This is a genomic window from Pseudoxanthomonas sp. J31 (assembly GCF_000510725.1).
In the GTDB taxonomy this organism is placed as follows: domain Bacteria; phylum Pseudomonadota; class Gammaproteobacteria; order Xanthomonadales; family Xanthomonadaceae; genus Pseudoxanthomonas.
The window spans coordinates 234053-253737 of sequence record NZ_KI783312.1; the positions used below are offsets into that span (position 1 = coordinate 234053).

Below are 19685 nucleotides of genomic sequence, written 5' to 3' on the forward strand. Positions count from 1 at the left end.
CCGGTCCCCCGCCATCACAACCTCAGGTCGAGCATGTGCTCGCTCAGGTCCTCGTCGGACAGGGTCCGCTGGATCTGGGCGTGGTGTGCCTGCTCGCTCCACAGTTCGAACTTGTCGCCCATGCCCAGCAGTACCGCCTTCTTCTCGATGCCGACCGCCGCGCGGTGGCTGGCGGGAATGGAAATGCGGCCATTGCCGTCCAGCTCCACCGGGGTGGCGGCGCCGACCAGCTTCAGCTGCAGCTGGCGGTGCGCGGCACGGGTGCTGGGCAGCTTGTTGACCTCGTCGCGCACCCGCTCCCACTCCTTGTACGGGTACAGGTAGAGCGAGCCGGCCTCGAACGGGTTGTAGGTGATCACCAGGCGGTTGCCGCACTCGCGCGCGACCAGGTCACGGTAGGCCGTGGGAATGGCCACCCGTCCCTTGTCGTCCACTGTGATGGCGGTCTCGCCTTGGAACACTTCGCTACCCGCATCGGCTGCTGGGGCTATCCACGGAAAACCACGAAACTCCCGGTTTTCCCACTGGCGCCCACCTTAGCACCGCCAACAGGGTTGTCAACAGGCTGTGGAGCGCGAAATCGCCTGTCGCGTCAATGGCTTGCGAAGATGTTCACAGACAAGTTCAAAGGTTTTCCACAAGTCGCTGTTTAGTCTCAAATTTTGAGATTGGGCGGTTTGCGGGACCTGTTAAGGCCGCGTGGAGCCCTGATGGCCGGCCGGCATACGCCCCGGTGCGGAAACCGGGCAATTTGCGCGAATTGCGCAAGGCAGGCATCCCAGGCGATGGGATGCCTGCTCCGGGGGACGGAAAGGTAGGGGGCATCAGACATGGCCCCGCCCCCGGACAGGAGGCGGGGCGGGATGGGGGCGGAGCCGGCCGATAAGCCGGGTTCTGTCGTGGACAGTCATTCCTCTAGGCGCCGCGTCACCGCGACGCTCAAGCAACCTACCCGGAGACACCGCGGGCCACGGCATCGTCTCCCTATTTGGTCTTGCTCCCGGTGGGGTTTGCCGTGCCGGCCTGTTGCCAGGCTCGCGGTGCGCTCTTACCGCACCGTTTCACCCTTGCCTGATCCCTTCGCCCTTGCGGGCTCCGGGCCATCGGCGGTCTGCTCTCTGTTGCACTTTCCGTCGGCTCGCGCCGCCCAGGCGTTACCTGGCACCGTGCCCTGTGGAGCCCGGACTTTCCTCGGCATGCTTGCGCATGACGCGACTGTCTGGCCGACTCCGCGGGGACGTATTCTACGGCTTCGCCGTACGAATACCCCACGCTTTGCTGAAGCAAAGCGCGGGCCCCGCGAATCTTCACCTCCAATCCCCCGCCGCTGCCGCGGCGGCCCCCCTTACCAAGGGGGCCTGGGGCGAACGGAGCGGTGGCAAGGAGGGGCGTACATGCATATGTGTACCCGGCCGGGGGGCGTGCAGCGGGGTAACCCGTTTCCGGAGCGCCGCGGCTCCGCCCGGAGCCGGCGACTTGCGGCCGCTCCTCCAGCCCTGCACGCAGCCGCGGCTTACTCCCCGGGGCCGGCGCCGTAGAGCGCCTTGCGCGGTGCGCCGGTGATCTCCGCGGCCAGCTTGGCCGCGGTCGATGGCGGCAGCTGCCTGGCCAGGATGGCGTGGACGCGGCGACCTTCGGCCAGCCTGGCGTCGGCATCCTCGCCCACGCCCTGCACCACCAGCACGAACTCGCCCTTGCGCTGGTCCGGATCGTCCTGCACCCGCCGGTGCAGCTCGGCCAGGGTGCCGTCGAGCACGGTCTCGAACAGCTTGGTCAGTTCCCGCGCCAGCACCGCCGGACGCTCCTCGCCGAAAGCCTGGCGCAGGTCGGCCAGCGACTCCTCGATCCGGTGCGAGGACTCGTAGAACACCAGGGTGCGCGGCTCCCCGGCCAGCGCCGCCAGGCGCTCGCGGCGGGCGCTGGCCTTGGCCGGCAGGAAGCCCTCGAAGGCGAAGCGGTCGCTGGGCAGCCCGGCCACGCTCAGCGCGGCAATCAGCGCCGAGGGCCCTGGCACCGGGCTGACCTTCACCCCGGCCGCGCGCGCGGCACGCACCAGGCGGAAGCCCGGATCGCTGACCAGCGGCGTGCCGGCATCGCTGACCAGGGCCAGCGACTCGCCGGCCAGCAGCCGCGCCACCAGGCGCTCGGCCATCTGCGGCTCGTTGTGCTCGTGCAGCGCGACCAGCGGCGTGGAAATGCCGAAGTGCGCCAGCAGCTGGCCGCTGCGGCGGGTGTCCTCGGCGCAGATCGCCGCCACCTCGCGCAGCACCTGCTGCGCCCGCGGCGAAAGATCGCCGAGGTTGCCGATGGGCGTGGCGACGACATGCAGGGTGGCGGCGGGCATCACGGGTCCGGGCAGCGGGGGAAAGGTAGAATCCTAAGCCCTTTCCGAACCGCCTCCGGCCCAACGGATGGATATGCCGATTCCCGCGACGTCGAAGTCCCCGTCCTTCCGCCCGCGCCTGCTCGCCACCGGCCTGGCCGCGCTGCTGGCCGCCGGTTGCGCCAGCGTCCCGGCCACCACCTCCGCGCCGGAGCATGCCGCGGCCCTCGCCCTGCTGGAGCAGGGACAGGCCCGCGAAGCCGCGACCCGGCTGGAGGCGCAGGCGCAGGCCGCCAGCGGCGCCCGCCGCGAGGCCCTGCTCGCCGATGCCGCCTTCGCCTGGCACGAGGCCGGCGACGCGGCGCGCGCGCGCAGCCTGCTGGCCCAGGTCGACGCGCGCAGGGTGGCCGGCGCCAGCCGCGGCCGCCTGGCCCTGCTTGGCGCCGAACTGGCCATCCAGGACGGACGCCCGGCCGAGGCCGCCGCCGCGCTGGCCGGCGGCGATCCGGCCACGCTGCCGGCGGCGCTGCAGCCGCGCTGGCAGCTGGCCCGCGCGGCCGCGCTGGAGGCAGGCAACGACGCGCGCGGCGCCGCCGCGGCGCGCGCCCGCGCCGACGCCGGCCTGGCCGGCGAGGCGCGGCTGGAGAACCGCCGCCAGATCGACCGCCTGCTGGGCACGCTGGACGACGCCGGCCTGGGCGCATTCGCCGCCGCGCTGCCGGCCGGCGATCCGCTGTACAAGTTTGCCGCCCGGGCCATGGTGCAGCGCGGCCTGCCGCTGCCGCGCCCGCTGGATCCGGGCGAGGGCTGGAATTTCGACTCGCGCCCGCCGGCCGCCGCCGACGGCTACCGCCCGCCGCGCCGCCTGGCGGTGCTGCTGCCGCTGAGCGGACCGCTGGCCACCGCCGCCGCGCCGGTGCGCGATGGCCTGCTGGCCGGCTACTACGGCGAAACCCGGCAGCGCCCGGAGGTCGTGTTCTACGACACCGCCGGCACGCCCGCCGGCGCCCAGGCGGCCTATGCACGCGCGGTGGCCGAGGGCAGCGACTTCGTGGTCGGGCCGCTGGGCCGCGACGAGGTCGGCGCGGTGTTCCGCGGGCAGGCACTGGAAGTCCCGAGCCTGGCGCTGAACCGCGGCGACGCGCCGCCGCCGCCGGGCCATGCGATGTTCTCGCTGGCGCCGGAGGACGATGGCCTGGCGGCCGCGGACTACCTGCTGGCGCGCGAGCGCCGCAACGTGCTGGTGCTGGCGGGCACCGACGAGAACGCGCTGCGCGCGGTGGAAGCCTTCCGCAGCCGGCTGGCCGACCGCGGCGGCCACATCGCCGCCACCCTGTCGGTGGGCGAGCAGCCGGGCGACCTTGGTGCCGCCCTGGTCGAGGCCGCGGCCGCCGGCGCGGACAGCGTGTTCCTGGCGGTGCGCGGCCCGCAGGCGCGGGCGCTGGCGCCGCAGCTGGCGCTGGCCGGGTTCGCTGCGCGCACCCGGGTCGGCACCTCGCAGCTGGCCTCCGGCACCGGTCGCGCCGAGGAGGACGCGGTGCTCGACGGCATCGTCTATCCCACCGAGGCCTGGGCGACCCGCGGCACCACCGGCCTGCCCGGCGCCAGCCGCGCGGCGGAGATGCTGCCGACCGCACGCGGCCCGGCCGCGCGCCTGTTCGCCTTCGGCTACGACGCCTGGCGCATCAGCGCCTACCTGGAAAGCCTGCTGTCCGGCACCAACGGCCAGCTGCGCGGCGCCACCGGCGACCTGCGCCTGGATGGCTTCGGCAACGTGGTGCGGCAGCCGGCCTGGGCCACCTTCAGCGGCGGCCAGCCGGTCCCGCTGGGGAACTGAGGCCGGCCCCATGCGGCGCCCAGGGACGGGCTCCGGACAGGTCGACCGCCGCGCCCGCGGTGCCCAGGTGGAGGCCGCGGTGCGGACGCGGCTGGAAGCCGCCGGCCTGCGTACGCTGGACCGCAATGTCGGCTACCGCGGCGGCGAGCTCGACCTGGTGATGCGCGACGGCGCCACCGTGGTGTTCGTCGAGGTGCGCTACCGCGCCGGCTCCGCCTTCGGTGGCGGCTTGGCCTCGGTCGATGCCGGCAAGCGCCGGCGCCTGGTCCGCGCCGCGCAGCTGTACCTGGCCGGCCATCCACGGCTGGCGGACTGCCCCTGCCGCTTCGACGTGGCCGAGGCCAGCGGCGATCCGGCGGCGCCCTCGATCCGCTGGCTCAAGGATGCGTTCCGCGCGGACGATGCCTGAGCCGCCATGCCTGCGGCCTACAATCCCGGGATGACAACCGCCCTGCCCGCGGCGCTGGACGCCGAACTTTCCGCCCTGCTCGGCCCGCAGGGCTGGCGCACCGACGAGGCCGCGCGCCGCGCCCACGGCGAGGATGATTCGCGGCGCCAGGCCCTGCCCGATGCGGTTGCGGTGCCCGCCGACACGGCACAGGTGGCCGCGATCGTGCGCGCCTGCCGCGCACATCGCGTGCCGGTGGTCGCGCGCGGCGCCGGCACCGGCACCGCCGCCGGCGCGGTGCCGTTCGCCGGCGGCGTGGTGGTCTCGTTCGCGCGCATGGACCGGATCCTCGACATCCGCCCCGACGACCGCTGCGCGGTGGTCCAGCCCGGCGTGCTCAACGGCGACCTGCAGCAGGCACTGCAGCCGCACGGCCTGTTCTGGGCGCCGGATCCCTCCAGCGCCGAGCGTTGCACCATCGGCGGCAACCTCGCCTGCAATGCCGGCGGCCCGCGCGCGGTGAAATACGGCACCACCCGCGACAACGTGCTGGGCCTGGCGGCGGTGACCGGCACCGGCGAGGTCATCCGCTGCGGCGGCCCCTGGACCAAGGACGCCACCGGCTACGACCTCACCCACCTGATCGTCGGCAGCGAAGGCACCCTGGCCCTGATCGTCGAAGCCACCCTGCGCCTGCTGCCGCGACCGAAGGCGCAGGCCGGCCTGCGCGTGTTCTACCGCGACGCGGCCGGCGCCGCCGCGGCGGTCTCGCGGCTGATGCGCCAGCCGCAGGTGCCGGCGATGCTCGAGTTCATGGACCGCAGTGCGATCGCCCTGCTCCGCCGCAACGGCACGGACGTGCCGGACGCGGGCGCCATGCTGCTGGTCGAGGCCGACGGCGACGAGGACACCCTGCCGCTTGCATTGCAGGCGCTGGCCGATGCCGCCGGAGGCGAAGGCCTGCTGTCGCTGGACGTGGCCATGGACGGCGCCGCACGCGACCGCCTGTGGGCCGCGCGGCGCGCGCTCTCCCCGGCGCTGCGCAGCATCGCGCCGGGCAAGATCAACGAGGACGTGGTGGTGCCGGTGTCGCGCATCCCCGACCTGGTCGCCGCGGTCGAGGCGCTGTCGGCGGAGCATGCGCTGCCGATCGTGGCCTTCGGCCATGCCGGCAACGGCAACCTGCACGTCAACATCATGTACCACCCGGAGGACCCGGACGAGGACGCGCGCGCGCATGCGGCGCTGGAGGCGCTGTTCGCGCAGGTGATCGCCCTGGGCGGCACGCTGTCGGGCGAGCACGGCATCGGCGTGGCCAAGCGCGACTGGATGGACCGCGCCTTCGACGCGGCCACCCTGGCGGCGATGCGCGCAGTGAAGGCGGCGCTGGATCCGGATGGCATCCTCAACCCGGGCAAGGTGCTGCCTCCGGCGCACGGCTGAAACAGCACCCGCAATCGTTGGCCGGCAAGGAGCACGCGTGGACACCAGCCAGTTCGACCGCATCACCATCGGGCAGTTGCGCCAGGCCGGCGGCCTGAAGTGGCGCGCCTTCCCCGACTGCATCGGCGCCTTCGTCGCGGAAATGGACTTCGGCGTGGCCGCGCCGATCCGCCAGGCGCTACACGATGCGGTGGAAGCCGGCCAGCTCGGCTACCTCTCCGCCGCGCCGGTGCGCGCCCTGGCCGAAGCCTGCGCGCAGTGGCAGCGCGCACACCATGGCTGGGAGGTGGAGCCTGCGCAGGTGCGCGCGGCACCGGACGTGCTGGCCGCGCTGGAGATCACGCTGCGCCACTTCCTGCCGGCGGGCGCGCCGGTGGCGTTGCCGATGCCGTGCTACATGCCGTTCGTGCCGCTGCTGGAGCTGCTCGGCAACCCGGTGGTGCCGGTGCCCATGCACCGCGGCCGGGACGAGTGGACGCTGGACGAGGACGCGCTGGAGGCCGCGCTGGCCGGCGGCGCGCGCATGCTGCTGCTGTGCAATCCGCACAACCCGATCGGCAAGGTCTACCCGCGCAAGGAGCTGGAGCGCATCGCCGCGGTCGTCGCCCGCCACGACGCGCGCGTGTTCGCCGACGAGATCCATGCGCCACTGGTGTATCCCGGCGCGCAGCACGTGCCCTATGCCTCGCTCGGCGGGGAAGCCGCACGCCAGGCGATCACCGCTGTTTCCGCGTCCAAGGCCTGGAACCTGGCCGGGATGAAATGCGCGCAACTGGTGTTCACCAACCCTGCCGACCTGGAGGTGTGGCGGCGCATCGGCCACTTCGCCGGCAACAGCACCGCCACCCTGGGCGTGGTCGCGCACACCGCGGCCTGGCGCGAGGGCGATCCCTGGCGGCTGGCGGTGCTGGACTACCTGCGCGGCAACCGCGACCTGCTGGGCCGGCTGCTGGCCCAACTGCTGCCGCGGGTCGGCTACATCGCCCCGCAGGGCACCTACCTGGCCTGGCTGGACTGCCGCGCGCTGGGCCTGGACCAGCCACCGGCGCAGTTCTTCCGCCGCCACGCCCAGGTCGCGCTGACCGATGGCGCCGAATGCGGCGCAGGCGGCGAAGGCCATGTGCGGCTCAACTTCGCCATGCCCCGCCCATTGCTGGAGGAAGCCGTGCGGCGCATGGCCGCAGCGGTGGATGCACGCGGCTGAGGCCGCTCAGCCGAAATGCTCGTAGCCGGCGCGTGGCGGCTGCCACGGCTGGCCTTGCGCATCCAGCGCGCGCACGCCCTGGCCGGCGACGATGCGGCCGATGCGGCTGGCGTCGACGCCCACCTGCTCCAGCGCCAGCTGGACCTGTTCGCACAGGTTCGCCGGCGCGGTGAAGCAAAGCTCGTAATCGTCGCCGCCGGTGGCCTGCAGCACCCGTGAAGCGTCGCCGAAAACTTCGCGCAGCGCGGCCGATGCGGGCAGCGCATCCAGCCGCACCTCGGCGCCGACGCCACTGCGCGCGCAGACATGGCCCAGGTCGGCCAGCAGCCCATCGGAGATATCGACGCAGGCATGGGCCAGGCCCAGCAGGGCGCGGCCGGCTTCCACCCGCGGCGTGGGCCGCGCCAGGCGCGAATCGAGCGCCGCACGCGCGCTTGATGCCACCTCGCCGGCAGGCGCCGGTCCCGGGACATGCCCGCCCAGCACCAGCGCCCCGGCGGCCTCGCCAGGCGTGCCGGTGACCCAGATATCGTCCCCCACCCGCGCGCGGTCGCGGCGCAGGGCGGCGCCCTGCTCGACCAGGCCCATCGCGGTCACGCCGATCGACAGCGGGCCGCGGGTGGTGTCGCCGCCGACCAGGGCGATGCCATGGCGACCGGCCAGGTCCAGGAATCCGTCGACAAAGGCCCCGACCCACGCGACGTCTGCACGCGGCAGCGAGAGCGAAAGCGTGCACCACGCCGGCTTCGCCCCCATCGCGGCCAGGTCGGACAGGTTCACCGCCAGGGCCTTCCAGCCGATATCGGCGGCCGCGGTCCCGGCCGGGAAATGCACGCCCTCGTTGAGGGTATCGGCAGTCACCACCAGGGCATGGCCCGGCGGCGGCTGCAGCAGCGCGGCATCGTCGCCGATGCCCAGCAGCACGTCGGCGCGCGTGGCGGCGCGCTCGCGGATCAGCCCGATCAGGTCGAACTCGGCCATGGCGGCTCCGGCGTGCAGGACGGGCGCGCCGCCGGCGGCGCGCACCGGGAATGGCTCAGCGGCCGCCGCGCGAGGCCTGCACTTCGGCCGCGCGCCACTGCGCGCTGGCGCGGTCGAGCACGCCGTTGACGTAGGTGTGGCCGTGCTCGGAACCGAAGCGCTTGGCGATCTCGATCGCCTCGTTGATCACCACCCGGTACGGCACGTCCTGGCGGTGCAGCAGCTCGTACGCGGCCAGGCGCAGCACGGCGCGCTCGATCGCGTCCACTTCCTCCACGCCGCGGTCCAGGTGCGGGGCCAGGGCCTCGTCCAGGCTGGCGCGGTGCGCGAGCACGCCGGTGACCAGGTCCTCGAAATAGGCCAGGTCGGCGATCTCGTGCGCCTGCTCGTGGGCGAACTGGGCAATCACCTGCTGCGCATTGCCGCCGGAGATCTGCCAGGCATAGATGGCCTGCAGCGCACGGCGGCGCGCGCGCGCGCGCAGGACCGGATCGACGCCGGTGCGGGAACGGAACGGACGGTTCATGGCAGGCGCTCCAGCAGGTTGACCATTTCCAGCGCGGCCATCGCCGCTTCCTCACCCTTGTTGCCGTGGCTGCCGCCGGCGCGGGCCTCGGCATCCTCGAACCGCTCCACCGCCAGCACGCCGTTGAGCACCGGCACGCCGGTGTCCAGGGCCACGCGCATCAGGCCCTCGGCGCACAGGTCGGCGACGTGCTCGTAGTGGCGGGTATCGCCGCGGACCACGCAGCCCAGGGCGATGATCGCGGCGTGGGTGCCGGCGTTGGCCAGCTTGCGCGCGGCCATGGGCAGTTCCCAGGCGCCGGGCAGGCGGACCACATCCACCGCGTCCTCGGGCACGCCATTGTCGGCCAGGCTGCGGCGGGCACCGGCCACCAGGGCGTCGGTGATGCGCGCATTCCAGCGGCTGGCCAGGATCGCGAAGTGGGCGCCGGCAGGCACGCGCAGGTCGCCTTCGTACAGGGTCATGGTTCGGGGATCCTCAGGGGTCGCACAGTTTACCGGACATGGCCGCCCGGGGCCGCGGGCGGCCGCATTGGCGCTAGGGGGACAGGTACTCGACGACTTCCAGGCCGTAGCCGGCCAGGCCCACCTGGCGGCGCGGGGTGCCCAGCACGCGCAACCGGCCCAGGCCGAGGTCGGCCAGGATCTGGGCGCCGGCGCCGTTGCGCCGCCACTGGCCCACGTCCCTGGGATCGCGGCGGGCCTCCGGCTCGGCGCGCAACCGCGCCAGCAGGGCCTCGGGATCGCGCGGGGCCGACAGCACCACCATCACCCCCTGCCCCTCGGCGGCGATCGCGCGCAGGGCGTCGGTGCCGGCCACGCCGAAGTCCTCGCGCCGCCAGTGCAGCAGGTCGGCCAGCGGGTTCTCCACCTGCACGCGCACCAGGGTCGGGGTGTGGCGGTCCGGCGTGCCGCGGACCAGGGCGAAGTGCAGTTCGTGGGCGATGCGGTCGCGGTAGGTGACCAGGCGGAACGGACCGAACTCGGTGTCGATGTCGCGCTCGTCCACCCGCTCGACCGTGTGCTCGTTGGCCAGGCGCCAGGCGATCAGGTCGGCGATCGAGCCGATCTTCAGCCCGTGCTGGCGCGCGAACTCCTCCAGCTGCGGGCGCCGGGCCATGGTGCCGTCGGCGTTCATGATCTCCACCAGCACGCCGGCCGGCTCCAGCCCGGCCAGCATCGGCAGGTCGCTGGCCGCCTCCGTGTGGCCGGCGCGGGTGAGCACGCCGCCGGGCTGGGCGATCAGCGGGAACACGTGGCCCGGCTGGCTCAGGTCCGAGGGCTTGGCGTCCGGGCGCACCGCGGTGCGGATGGTGTGGGCGCGGTCGTAGGCGGAGATGCCGGTGGTCACGCCCTCGGCCGCCTCGATGCTGACCGTGAAGTTGGTATGGAACTGCGCGGTGTTGCGCTGGACCATCGGCGCCAGGCCCAGCTGCGCGCAGCGCTCGCGGGTCAGCGACAGGCACACCAGGCCGCGGGCATGGGTGACCATGAAGTTGATGTCGGCCGGGCGCACCAGCTCGGCGGCCATGATCAGGTCGCCCTCGTTCTCGCGGTCCTCGTCGTCGACGATGACCACCATGCGCCCGGCGCGGATCTCCTCCAGCAGCTCGGGGATCGTGGCGAAGTTCATGCCGGCTCCCCGCGCGCGCCCAGCAGGCGCTCGACGTAGCGCGCCACCAGGTCGATCTCCAGGTTCACCGCCTCGCCCACCCGCGTTTCGGCGAAGCGGGTATGGGCCACGGTGTGCGGGATCAGCGCCACCTCGAAGCCCTCGCCGTCGACCTCGTTGACGGTCAGGCTGACGCCGTCGACGCAGATCGAACCCTTCTTCGCGACGTACCTCAGCAGGGGCGCGGGCGCGGCGAAGCGCCAGCGCTGGGCGCGCGCGTCCTCGTGCACCGACACCACCCGCCCGATGCCGTCGACGTGGCCGCTGACCAGGTGCCCGCCCAGGCGGTCGGACGGGCGCATGGCCCGCTCCAGGTTCAGCGCCGCGCCCACGGGCAGCTCGCCCAGGGTGGTCAGGGACAGTGTTTCGGTGGAAGCGTCGGCCTGGAAGCCCTGCGCGTCGAACGCGACCACGGTCAGGCACACGCCGTTGACCGCGATGCTCTCGCCCAGGCGCACGTCGCCGCCGCCGGAGCCGAGCCACGGCAGGGTGCCGGTGGCGAAGCTGAAGCGGACGTCGCCGCCGCGCGGCTCGCGCGCGGCCAGGCGGCCCACGCCCTCGATGATCCCGGTGAACATCAGTGCACTCCTCCGTGGCGACGCGCGCGCGCCGGCGCGGCATGGAGGAGGGTGGTCGGTTGCAGCATGGAGCGTCTCCCGCGTTCGATGGCGAAAAACGTCCAGGGGCAAAAAGCACGCACACCCGGTCCTTGCGGCCGGGCGCGGCGTCTTCTCTCATCCGGACTCTAGGGCGCGACCTGCGCGCCACAACCGTCGGCTCCGGCATTGGACCGGATCTGCTGACCCTCCGGATGGCCGGAGGCGCTCGCGGGCTCGCGCCTGTCCCGTTGCCGGGAACGGCGCCTACCGCCGGTGGGGAATTCCACCCCGCCCTGAAGACGTTTGGTTCTGTACTGGCTGCCGGCCAGGCCGGCGGCGGGATTCTACCACCCTGCCCGCCAGGCCCCGCGGCAACGGCGGGACGCAGCGCCGCGGCGCGCTCAGTCCCGGGCCGGGCGCAGCAGCAGGCGGCGGTCCTCGCCCACCATCACCGACTCGACCAGTTGCAGGCGCAGGCGCTGGGCCATGGCCTCGATCCCCAGCCCCGCGAACAGCGGCCGCGCGGTATCGCCCAGGAGCAGCGGTGCCTGGTACAGCAGCAGCTCGTCGACCAGGCCGGCGCGCAGCAGCGCCCCGCACAGGGCCGGGCCTGCCTCGACCTGGACCTCGTTGATGTCGCGCGCCGCCAGCAGCCGCAGCGCGGCCTCCAGGTCCTGGCGGCCATCACGCAGCGGCACCGCGGCGAACTCCGCGTCCAGGCCCGGCGGCGGCACCGCGTCCGGGCCGTGCAGGTAAAGCGTGGGCGCCGAGCCGTCGCGCACCCTGGGCATGGCCAGGCTGCGCAGGCGGCTGTCGAGCACCACCCGCAGCGGCGGCTGGAACGCGGTGTCGTCGCCCAGGCGCACGGTCAGCGCCGGGTCGTCGGCCAGCACGGTGTCGGCGCCGGTCAGGATCGCGCCGCTGCGCGCCCGCCAGCGCTGCACGTCCGCGCGCGCGGCCTCGCCGGTGATCCACTTGGACTCGCCGCTGGCCATCGCGGTGCGTCCGTCGAGGCTGGCGGCAAGCTTCACGCGCACCCATGGCCGACCACGGGTGAAGCGCGACAGGAAGCCGAGGTTGAGTTCGCGCGCCTGCCGCTCCAGCAGCCCGGATGCCACCGCGATGCCGGCGGCCTGCAACCGGGCGAAACCGGCGCCATCGACCCGCGGGAACGGATCGCGCATGGCCGCCACCACCCGTGCCACGCCGGCGGCGACCAGGGCCTCGGCACACGGCGGCGTGCGGCCATGGTGGGCGCAGGGTTCCAGGGTCACGTAGGCGGTGCCGCCGCGCGCGTGCTCGCCGGCCTCGCGCAGCGCGAACACCTCCGCGTGTGGTTCGCCGGCACGCGGATGCCAGCCCTCGCCGACGATTTCCCCGCCCTGTGCGATCACGCAGCCGACCACCGGGTTCGGCCGCGCGGTGTACAGCCCGCGCTCGGCCAACCGCAGTGCGCGCGCCATGCAGGCGTGGTCGAAGGCGTCGAAGACATCGCTCATCGGTGGTTCCCGCAGTCGATCGCAAGCACATGCACCTCCAGGGGGCCCAGCCGCAGCAGGTCGTGGTCGCGCCAGCCCAGCGTGCGGTACCAGCCGGCGACGTCGGGCCTGCAGTACAGGTACAGGACCGGCGTACCGAGCGCGCCGGCCTCGGCCACGGCGCGCGCCACCAGCGCGCGGCCGACGCCACGGGCACGCGCCTCCGGGCGCACGTACAGGCTGGCCAGCCAGGGCGAATACTGCGGGATGTCCGGATGGTCCTCGGCCAGCAGGCTCACCGAGCCCAACCAGTCGCCAGCCTCGTCCAGGGCGACCAGGGTCGAGGGGATGGTCGCGGCGCGGTCGTGCGAACGCAGCTCGACCAGCGCCTCCTCCACCGTCCAGTCCGGCAGCAGCGCGCCGAAGGCCTGCACGTGGGCCGCCGCCAGCCCGGCGGCATGCCCTGGATGCGCGCTGAGCCAGTCGATGCGCACCGGCGTGCTCAGCGCTTCTTCGCCCGCTCGGCGACGCGCCCGTGGCCCGGCGGGACCACGCCCGCCGCTTCCAGCAACGGCAGCTGCTCGCTCGACGGCAGCCCGCGCTCCAGCTTCTCGATCTCCTCGCGGAAATCGGCCACGTCCTGGAAGCTTCGGTACACCGAGGCGAAGCGCACGTAGGCCACGTGGTCGAGCTTGCGCAGCTCGTCCATCACGAATTCGCCGATGCGCCGCGACGGCAGCTCGCGCTCGCCGCTCATGCGCACCGCATGCACCACGGCGCGCACCGCGGCCTCGACCTGCTCCTCGGCCACCGGGCGCTTCTGCAGCGCGCGGTCGAAGCCCTGGCGCAGCTTCTTGGCGTCGAACTGCTCGCGGCGGCCGTCGCTCTTGATGATCGACGGCAGCTTCAGCTCGACCGTTTCCAGGGTGGAGAAGCGCTCTCCGCAGGCCTCGCATTCGCGGCGGCGGCGGATGGTGGCGCCGTCCTCGGACACGCGCGAGTCGATCACGCGGGTGTCGTTGTGCTGGCAGAAGGGGCAATGCATGGGTGTTCCTCAGCGGGCGCGGCCCGCGCGCGGCTTGCTGGCCATGGGCGCGCCGGCCGCGGCGGCCGCCGCCACGGGCATCGCCGGGTCCCGGGCGGCGACCGCCCGGGACCGGCCGCGGTTCAGCCGTAGACCGGGTACTTGCGGCACTGCTCGGTGACCTTCGCCTTGACGGCTTCGATCACGCTGTCGTCGTTCGGCGCGTCGAGCACGTCGGCGATCCAGTTGGCCAGGTCGATGCAATCCTGCTCGGTGTAGCCGCGGGTGGTCACCGCCGGGGTGCCCAGGCGCAGGCCCGAGGTCACGAACGGCGAGCGCGGGTCGTTGGGCACCGAGTTCTTGTTGACGGTGATGTGGGCGCGGCCCAGCGCGGCCTCCGCGTCCTTGCCGGACACGTCCTTGCCGATCATGTCCACCAGCATCAGGTGGTTCTGGGTGCCGCCGGAGACGATCTTGTAGCCGCGCGCGATCAGGGTGTTGGCCATGGCCTGGGCGTTCTTCACCACCTGCTGCTGGTAGGCCTTGAACTCCGGCTCCAGCGCTTCCTTGAACGCCACGGCCTTGGCCGCGATCACGTGCATCAGCGGACCGCCCTGGATGCCCGGGAACACGATCGACTGCAGCTTCTTGGAGATGTCCTCGAACTTGTCGCCCGCGCCCCCGGCGGAGGCCAGGATGATGCCGCCGCGCGGGCCGCGCAGGGTCTTGTGGGTGGTCGAGGTGACCACGTGCGCGTGCGGCAGCGGGTTCGGGTACACGCCGGCGGCGACCAGGCCGGCGACGTGGGCCATGTCCACGAACAGGTAGGCGCCGACCTTGTCGGCGATGGCGCGGAAGCGCGCCCAGTCGACCACCTGCGAATAGGCGGAGAAGCCGGCCACCACCATCTTCGGCTTGTGCTCCACGGCCAGGCGCTCGACCTCGTCGTAGTCGATCAGGCCCTGGTCGTCCACGCCGTACTGGATGGCGTTGAAGATCTTGCCGGAGGCGTTGACCTTGGCACCGTGGGTCAGGTGGCCGCCATGGGCCAGCGACATCCCCAGGATGGTGTCGCCCGGCTGCAGGAGGGCGAAGTAAACCGCCTGGTTGGCCTGCGAGCCGCTGTGCGGCTGCACGTTGGCGTAGTCGGCGCCGAACAGCTGCCTGGCGCGGTCGATGGCCAGCTGCTCGGCCACGTCGACGTACTCGCAGCCGCCGTAGTAGCGCTTGTGCGGATAGCCCTCGGCGTACTTGTTGGTCAGCACGCTGCCCTGGGCCTCCAGCACGCGCGGGCTGGCGTAGTTCTCGCTGGCGATCAGCTCGACATGGTCCTCCTGGCGGCGGGCCTCGTCGGCGATGGCCTGGGCCAGTTCGGGGTCGTAGGACGCAATACGGGCATCACGCGAGTACATCGGCGGCTCCAGCAGGCAGGAAAAAGGGGAAAGGCCGGCCAATTGTATGCCGGCCGCCGCCCCGGCGCCCGTACCGCGGCGGACGCGGCGGCCGCAAACGCAACCGGCCACCCGAGGGTGGCCGGCTGGCGGTCCATGCGCCCCTCCGGGGGCATGGCTCAATGGTGCAGGATCAGGTCGGCGATGATGCCGGTGGCGATCGCCACCAGGAGCATGTTGCCGTGGTCGTCGCGCACCCAGTGGTGGCCGTGCGGCGGCGGGCGCAGGTGGTAGTGGGAGTAGTCGTGCACCACGTAGACCGGGCCGTGGTAGTGGTCGTGGAAGCGCTGGCCGCGGGCCCAGACGTGGCGCGGCGGCGGGGGCGGCGCCGGGCGGTGGTGGACCACGACCCGCGGCGGCGCGTGGTGGTGCCCGGGGCGGTAATGGGAACGGTTGTCGCGGCGGTGGTGCGCCGGGCCTCGGTCGTGGCCCCGGTTCCAGCCATGGCGGTCATGGTGGCGGTCACCGGCCGCTTCGGCCTGGGGGACCGCTGCGCCGAGGCCCAGCACGGCCGCGACGGTCAGGGCGATCAGGTGGGTGCGCTTCATGGGGCGGCTCTCCCGCTGTGGTGACGCCTCCATCTTGCTCACGCCGCCTGAACGGATCGCCCCGCGAAACCGGTTCCAGCCGGGTCCGCGCCGCGCGCGTTCAGGATCCAGCCAGCCGCCGGCGGCGCCCGGCAGGCGCCCCGGCGGCGGGCTATAATTCGCGATTCCCCAGATTCCTACGCCGCCTGCCCGCCGGGCCAGGCGGATTGCGCACGGAGAGACCATGTCCTCGCAGTACATCTACACCATGAACCGGGTCAGCAAGGTGGTCCCGCCCAAGCGGCAGATCATCAAGGACATCTCGCTGAGCTTCTTCCCGGGGGCCAAGATCGGCCTGTTGGGCCTCAACGGCGCCGGCAAGTCCACCGTGCTGCGGATCATGGCCGGCGTGGACACCGATTACGAGGGCGAGGCCCGCCCGCAGCCGGGGATCAAGGTCGGCTACCTGCCGCAGGAGCCGCAGCTGGATCCGGAGCACACCGTGCGCGAGGCGGTCGAGGAAGGCGTGGGCGAGATCCTGCAGGCGCAGAAGCGCCTGGACGAGGTCTACGCCGCCTACGCCGAGGAAGGCGCCGACTTCGACGCCCTGGCCAAGGAGCAGGAGCGCCTGGAGGCGATCCTCGCCAGCGGCGACGCCCACACCCTGGAGCAGCAGCTGGAAGTGGCCGCCGACGCCCTGCGCCTGCCGCCGTGGGACGCGAAGATCGGCAACCTGTCCGGCGGCGAGAAGCGCCGCGTGGCCCTGTGCCGCCTGCTGCTGCAGAAGCCGGACATGCTGCTGCTGGACGAGCCGACCAACCACCTGGACGCCGAGTCGGTGGAGTGGCTGGAGCAGTTCCTGCAGCGCTACACCGGCACCGTGGTGGCCGTGACCCACGACCGCTACTTCCTCGACAACGCCGCCGAGTGGATCCTCGAGCTGGACCGCGGCCGCGGCATCCCGTGGAAGGGCAACTACACCGAGTGGCTGCAGCAGAAGGAAGAGCGGCTCAAGCAGGAAGAGAACCAGGAGAAGGCGCGCCAGAAGGCGATCGCCAAGGAGCTGGAGTGGGCGCGCCAGAACGCCAAGGGCGGCCGCTCCAAGGGCAAGGCGCGCCTGGCCCGCCTGGAGGAGCTGCAGTCGGTCGAGTACCAGAAGCGCAACGAGACCAACGAGATCTTCATCCCGCCGGGCGAGCGCCTGGGCAACAACGTCATCGAGTTCCGCAACGTCTCCAAGCGCTTCGGCGACCGCCTGCTGATCGACGACCTGAGCTTCATCGTGCCGCCGGGCGCGATCGTCGGCATCATCGGCCCCAACGGCGCCGGCAAGTCGACCCTGTTCAAGATGATCACCGGGCAGGAGCAGCCGGATTCGGGCCAGATCATCATCGGCCCGACCGTGAACCTGGCCTACGTGGACCAGAGCCGCGACGCGCTGGACCCGGACAAGACCGTGTTCGAGGAAGTGTCCGGCGGGCTGGACATCCTCAACATCAACGGCGTGGAGATCCAGTCGCGCGCCTACATCGGCCGCTTCAACTTCAAGGGCCAGGACCAGCAGAAGCGGGTCGGCTCGCTGTCCGGCGGCGAGCGCGGCCGCCTGCACATGGCCAAGACCCTGCTGCAGGGCGGCAACGTGCTGCTGCTGGACGAGCCGTCCAACGACCTGGACATCGAGACCCTGCGTGCGCTGGAAGACGCGCTGCTTGAGTTCCCGGGCAACGCCTTCGTGATCTCCCACGACCGCTGGTTCCTGGACCGCATCGCCACCCACATCCTCGCCTTCGAGGGCGACTCGCACGTGGAGTTCTTCCAGGGCAACTACCGCGAGTACGAGGAGGACAAGAAGCGCCGCCTCGGCGACGATGCCGGCCCCAAGCGCCTGCGCTTCAAGGCCCTGAAGTAAGCTTCCACCGGCCGCCCCGCGCGGCCGGTGCCTTTTCCAGCCCCCGCCAGGCCGGAGCCTGCCCATGTCCCTGCCCGAACGCCTGTTCAAGCTGAGCGAGCACGGCACCAGCACGCGCACCGAGGTGCTGGCCGGCCTGACCACCTTCCTGACGATGTCCTACATCGTCTTCGTCAACCCGGCGATCCTGGCCACCACGGGCATGGACCCGGGCGCGGTGTTCGTGGCCACCTGCCTGGCCGCGGCGCTGGGTTCGGCGGTGATGGCGCTGGCGGCCAATTTCCCGGTGGGCATGGCCCCGGGCATGGGCCTGAACGCGTTCTTCGCCTTCACCGTGGTCGGCGCCGCCGGCCTGCCCTGGGAGCAGGCGCTGGCGGCGGTGCTGCTGTCGGGCATCGTGTTCCTGCTGCTGACCGTGACCGGGGTGCGCCGCTGGCTGGTGGACGGCATCCCGGTGTCGCTGCGCAGCGCGATCGTGGCCGGCATCGGCCTGTTCCTGGCGATCATCGCCTTGCAGAAGTCCGACGTGGTGATCGGCGACGCCGACACCCTGGTGCGGCTGGGGCCGATGACCGAGCCGGAACCGCTGCTGGCACTCGGCGGCTTCCTGCTGATCGCCGTCCTCGAGGCACGCCGGGTCCGCGGCGCCATCCTCATCGGCATCCTCGCCGTCACCGCCACCGCATGGGCCATGGGCCTGGTGCAATGGAACGGCCTGGTCTCGCTGCCCCCGAGCCTGGAGCCGACCTTCCTCAAGCTCGACCTGCCCGGCCTGCTGCACTGGGAGGAAGGCGCCGGCTGGTCGGTGCTGCTGCAGGTGGTGCTGGTGTTCGTGCTGGTGGAGGTGTTCGACGCCACCGGCACCCTGTACGGCGTGACCAGCCGCGCCGGCCTGCTGAAGCTGGCGGACGGGCAGAAGCGCTTCGGCCGTGCACTGCTGGCCGACAGCACCGCGATCCTGGCCGGTTCGCTGCTGGGCACCAGTTCCACCACCGCCTACGCCGAGAGCGCCTCCGGCGTGCAGGTCGGCGGCCGCACCGGCCTGGTCGCCCTGGTGGTGGCGGCACTGTTCCTGGCGGCACTGCTGTTCTCGCCGCTGGCGGCGATGGTGCCCCCCTACGCCACCGCGCCGGCGCTGCTTTACGTGGCCGGGCTGATGCTGCGCGAGCTGGTGGAGATCGAGTGGAGCGAGCTGACCGAGGCGGTGCCGGCGGCGCTGTGCGCGCTGGCCATGCCCTTCACCTACTCCATCGCCAACGGCCTGGCCTTCGGCTTCATCGCCTACGCGGTGCTGAAGGCCGGTACCGGCCGCTGGCGCGAGGTGCATCCGGCGGTGTGGCTGGTGGCCGGCTTGTTCGCGCTGCGCTACGCGCTGGCCTGAGCCGGGGCCCGTCGCGGGATGGCCGGGCCTCCTTCGCGCCGGAGTCCGGTGCGCGCGCTTGCGCACCAGGCATCCCGCCGCCTCCGTCACGCCTGTGCCGCCAGCCGTGCCCGCTTGCGCGCCACCAGGCGGCCGACGTTGTGCAGCGAGGCCAGCATCAGATAGGCGCCCTCCAGCCAGCCGCTGCGGTGCAGCGACGCCACCTCTGCGTCGGCAGCGTCGCCAGCCGCGCGCGGTCGATCGCGTGGAAGCCGGTCAGCCGCCCGGACGTGGTGGCGTCGAACTGCAGTTCCAGCTCCACCGGCTGGATCAGTCCGAGCCGGTCGAACTCGGCGTACATCCGCCACGCCGCCTGCACCCCGTCGTGGATCCCGCGCAGCACCCGGATGACGTACTCCAGGTACGGGCTCTGCCCGCCCTGCGGCAGGAACACGGGCACGCCATCCGGCGCGCCCACCCGCGGGTGGTCCAGGTCGACGTGGACCACCGGCTCGAGGATTTCCCGGCCGTGCTCGACCCGCGGCTGGAACCCGATCAGGAACGGGCCCTTGGCGACGTAACCGGGCAGGTAGGCCGCTTCCCAGCATCCATCCTGCAGCAACAGGTTCTCGTCCCGGTCGAATCCGAGCAGGGCGAACGCCTCCCACCCGGAGTCGTCGGCATTGCGCTTGAGCAGGATCGGGTAATCCCGCAGCAGTTCGGCGAACTCTGTGGGGAACGCCGGGACCGCGCCCACCGCATCACCGAACTGCGGGCCGTGCCCCAGCGCCACCCTGAGGTCGCGGTGGGCCTCGTTTGTCCAGCAGCTCGTAACGCGCCATTCCCCCTCCTGCCCTTCGTCCACGCCGGAACCGGCACGGGCGCCCCGCCCTCCGGTCCGCGCCCGTGCAGGGGGCCGCTGCCCGCGCAGCGGCCCCCGCGCCAAACCGGCGCTCACCCGCCA

The 19685-nt window shown here is 72.7% G+C and carries 18 protein-coding genes, 1 other RNA gene, 1 pseudogene and 1 riboswitch; of the genes and pseudogenes, 6 read left to right on the forward strand and 14 right to left on the reverse strand.

The annotated features are described in order from the left end of the window. Window positions 1-14 precede the first annotated feature (14 nt). The 3 genes from mraZ to rsmI form a co-directional block, all read right to left on the reverse strand. Window positions 15-461: a division/cell wall cluster transcriptional repressor MraZ gene (gene mraZ / locus PSEJ31_RS0115220; protein ID WP_019398571.1), complete on the reverse strand. Its 447-nt coding sequence runs from the start codon at window positions 459-461 to the stop codon at window positions 15-17. Between the two features lie 406 nt (window positions 462-867). After that, window positions 868-1231: RNase P RNA component class A (gene rnpB, locus PSEJ31_RS16390), an RNA gene on the reverse strand. A 282-nt stretch (window positions 1232-1513) separates the two neighbouring features. Beyond that, window positions 1514-2344 (reverse strand): 16S rRNA (cytidine(1402)-2'-O)-methyltransferase, encoded by an 831-nt coding sequence (rsmI, locus tag PSEJ31_RS0115225; protein WP_028915948.1) that lies wholly within the window; start codon window positions 2342-2344, stop codon window positions 1514-1516. Between the two features lie 73 nt (window positions 2345-2417). Between rsmI and PSEJ31_RS0115230 the strand changes: the two genes are divergently transcribed. The 4 genes from PSEJ31_RS0115230 to PSEJ31_RS0115245 are packed head-to-tail and all read left to right on the forward strand — an operon-like array spanning window position 2418 to window position 7195. Beyond that, the gene (locus PSEJ31_RS0115230; protein ID WP_084220894.1) at window positions 2418-4160 is read left to right on the forward strand and encodes a penicillin-binding protein activator; all 1743 of its coding nucleotides are present in this window, start codon (window positions 2418-2420) and stop codon (window positions 4158-4160) included. 10 nt (window positions 4161-4170) lie between these two features. Then, a complete protein-coding gene (locus PSEJ31_RS0115235; protein ID WP_019397180.1) occupies window positions 4171-4569 on the forward strand; it encodes a YraN family protein in 399 nt (132 codons plus the stop codon). Between the two features lie 30 nt (window positions 4570-4599). Further along, window positions 4600-5991, forward strand: coding sequence for an FAD-linked oxidase C-terminal domain-containing protein (locus PSEJ31_RS0115240; protein WP_028915950.1), 1392 nt, complete (start codon window positions 4600-4602; stop codon window positions 5989-5991). 37 nt (window positions 5992-6028) lie between these two features. Next, window positions 6029-7195, forward strand: coding sequence for an aminotransferase class I/II-fold pyridoxal phosphate-dependent enzyme (locus tag PSEJ31_RS0115245; protein WP_028915951.1), 1167 nt, complete (start codon window positions 6029-6031; stop codon window positions 7193-7195). Window positions 7196-7201: 6 nt separating this feature from the next. On the opposite strand, the gene thiL is transcribed toward PSEJ31_RS0115245, so the two are convergent. The 10 genes from thiL to PSEJ31_RS0115295 all read right to left on the reverse strand — a co-directional run bounded on the left by thiL (window position 7202) and on the right by PSEJ31_RS0115295 (window position 15473). After that, window positions 7202-8176, reverse strand: coding sequence for a thiamine-phosphate kinase (thiL, locus tag PSEJ31_RS0115250; protein WP_028915952.1), 975 nt, complete (start codon window positions 8174-8176; stop codon window positions 7202-7204). 55 nt (window positions 8177-8231) lie between these two features. Beyond that, a complete protein-coding gene (nusB, locus tag PSEJ31_RS0115255; protein WP_019397184.1) occupies window positions 8232-8702 on the reverse strand; it encodes a transcription antitermination factor NusB in 471 nt (156 codons plus the stop codon). Beyond that, window positions 8699-9166: a 6,7-dimethyl-8-ribityllumazine synthase gene (ribH, locus tag PSEJ31_RS0115260; protein WP_028915953.1), complete on the reverse strand. Its 468-nt coding sequence runs from the start codon at window positions 9164-9166 to the stop codon at window positions 8699-8701. Before ribH ends, nusB begins: the two co-directional genes overlap by 4 nt. Window positions 9167-9239: 73 nt before the next feature. After that, window positions 9240-10334: a 3,4-dihydroxy-2-butanone-4-phosphate synthase gene (gene ribB / locus PSEJ31_RS0115265; protein ID WP_028915954.1), complete on the reverse strand. Its 1095-nt coding sequence runs from the start codon at window positions 10332-10334 to the stop codon at window positions 9240-9242. Beyond that, window positions 10331-10951, reverse strand: coding sequence for a riboflavin synthase (locus tag PSEJ31_RS0115270; RefSeq protein WP_019397187.1), 621 nt, complete (start codon window positions 10949-10951; stop codon window positions 10331-10333). Before PSEJ31_RS0115270 ends, ribB begins: the two co-directional genes overlap by 4 nt. Window positions 10952-11095: 144 nt before the next feature. Next, a riboswitch (FMN riboswitch) is annotated at window positions 11096-11277 on the reverse strand. A gap of 96 nt (window positions 11278-11373) precedes the next feature. Further along, complete coding sequence (ribD, locus tag PSEJ31_RS0115275) at window positions 11374-12471, reverse strand: bifunctional diaminohydroxyphosphoribosylaminopyrimidine deaminase/5-amino-6-(5-phosphoribosylamino)uracil reductase RibD (protein WP_028915955.1); 1098 nt, start codon at window positions 12469-12471, stop codon at window positions 11374-11376. Continuing rightward, window positions 12468-12944, reverse strand: a complete 477-nt coding sequence (locus PSEJ31_RS0115280; RefSeq protein WP_028915956.1) for a GNAT family N-acetyltransferase — start codon at window positions 12942-12944, stop codon at window positions 12468-12470. Before PSEJ31_RS0115280 ends, ribD begins: the two co-directional genes overlap by 4 nt. Window positions 12945-12952: 8 nt before the next feature. Beyond that, window positions 12953-13495, reverse strand: a complete 543-nt coding sequence (gene nrdR, locus PSEJ31_RS0115285; RefSeq protein WP_028915957.1) for a transcriptional regulator NrdR — start codon at window positions 13493-13495, stop codon at window positions 12953-12955. 122 nt (window positions 13496-13617) lie between these two features. Further along, window positions 13618-14886, reverse strand: coding sequence for a serine hydroxymethyltransferase (gene glyA, locus PSEJ31_RS0115290; protein WP_028915958.1), 1269 nt, complete (start codon window positions 14884-14886; stop codon window positions 13618-13620). A 158-nt stretch (window positions 14887-15044) separates the two neighbouring features. Next, window positions 15045-15473 carry an RcnB family protein gene (locus tag PSEJ31_RS0115295; protein ID WP_019398295.1) on the reverse strand — a complete coding sequence of 143 codons (429 nt, stop codon included), beginning with the start codon at window positions 15471-15473 and terminating at the stop codon, window positions 15045-15047. A 223-nt stretch (window positions 15474-15696) separates the two neighbouring features. On the opposite strand from PSEJ31_RS0115295, the gene ettA reads away from it, so the two are divergent. Both ettA and PSEJ31_RS0115305 read left to right on the forward strand, forming a co-directional pair. Next, window positions 15697-17361 (forward strand): energy-dependent translational throttle protein EttA, encoded by a 1665-nt coding sequence (ettA, locus tag PSEJ31_RS0115300; RefSeq protein WP_019398294.1) that lies wholly within the window; start codon window positions 15697-15699, stop codon window positions 17359-17361. Window positions 17362-17425: 64 nt separating this feature from the next. Then, window positions 17426-18742 (forward strand): NCS2 family permease, encoded by a 1317-nt coding sequence (locus PSEJ31_RS0115305; protein ID WP_019398293.1) that lies wholly within the window; start codon window positions 17426-17428, stop codon window positions 18740-18742. Window positions 18743-18828: 86 nt separating this feature from the next. On the opposite strand, the pseudogene PSEJ31_RS16240 reads toward PSEJ31_RS0115305, so the two are convergent. Then, window positions 18829-19563, reverse strand: a pseudogene (locus PSEJ31_RS16240) (SapC family protein). Window positions 19564-19685 lie beyond the last annotated feature (122 nt).

What these genes read in the sequence shown, in the direction of transcription:
- glyA (WP_028915958.1), bottom strand. Translation starts at nt 14,886, where the DNA reads ATGTACTCGCGTGATGCCCGTATTGCGTCCTACGACCCCGAACTGGCC.
- nusB (WP_019397184.1), bottom strand. Translation starts at nt 8,702, where the DNA reads ATGAACCGTCCGTTCCGTTCCCGCACCGGCGTCGATCCGGTCCTGCGC.
- ribD (WP_028915955.1), bottom strand. Translation starts at nt 12,471, where the DNA reads ATGAGCGATGTCTTCGACGCCTTCGACCACGCCTGCATGGCGCGCGCA.
- PSEJ31_RS0115270 (WP_019397187.1), bottom strand. Translation starts at nt 10,951, where the DNA reads ATGTTCACCGGGATCATCGAGGGCGTGGGCCGCCTGGCCGCGCGCGAG.
- thiL (WP_028915952.1), bottom strand. Translation starts at nt 8,176, where the DNA reads ATGGCCGAGTTCGACCTGATCGGGCTGATCCGCGAGCGCGCCGCCACG.
- PSEJ31_RS0115240 (WP_028915950.1), top strand. Translation starts at nt 4,600, where the DNA reads ATGACAACCGCCCTGCCCGCGGCGCTGGACGCCGAACTTTCCGCCCTG.
- PSEJ31_RS0115295 (WP_019398295.1), bottom strand. Translation starts at nt 15,473, where the DNA reads ATGAAGCGCACCCACCTGATCGCCCTGACCGTCGCGGCCGTGCTGGGC.
- PSEJ31_RS0115235 (WP_019397180.1), top strand. Translation starts at nt 4,171, where the DNA reads ATGCGGCGCCCAGGGACGGGCTCCGGACAGGTCGACCGCCGCGCCCGC.
- PSEJ31_RS0115230 (WP_084220894.1), top strand. Translation starts at nt 2,418, where the DNA reads ATGCCGATTCCCGCGACGTCGAAGTCCCCGTCCTTCCGCCCGCGCCTG.
- ettA (WP_019398294.1), top strand. Translation starts at nt 15,697, where the DNA reads ATGTCCTCGCAGTACATCTACACCATGAACCGGGTCAGCAAGGTGGTC.
- ribH (WP_028915953.1), bottom strand. Translation starts at nt 9,166, where the DNA reads ATGACCCTGTACGAAGGCGACCTGCGCGTGCCTGCCGGCGCCCACTTC.
- ribB (WP_028915954.1), bottom strand. Translation starts at nt 10,334, where the DNA reads ATGAACTTCGCCACGATCCCCGAGCTGCTGGAGGAGATCCGCGCCGGG.
- PSEJ31_RS0115305 (WP_019398293.1), top strand. Translation starts at nt 17,426, where the DNA reads ATGTCCCTGCCCGAACGCCTGTTCAAGCTGAGCGAGCACGGCACCAGC.
- nrdR (WP_028915957.1), bottom strand. Translation starts at nt 13,495, where the DNA reads ATGCATTGCCCCTTCTGCCAGCACAACGACACCCGCGTGATCGACTCG.
- rsmI (WP_028915948.1), bottom strand. Translation starts at nt 2,344, where the DNA reads ATGCCCGCCGCCACCCTGCATGTCGTCGCCACGCCCATCGGCAACCTC.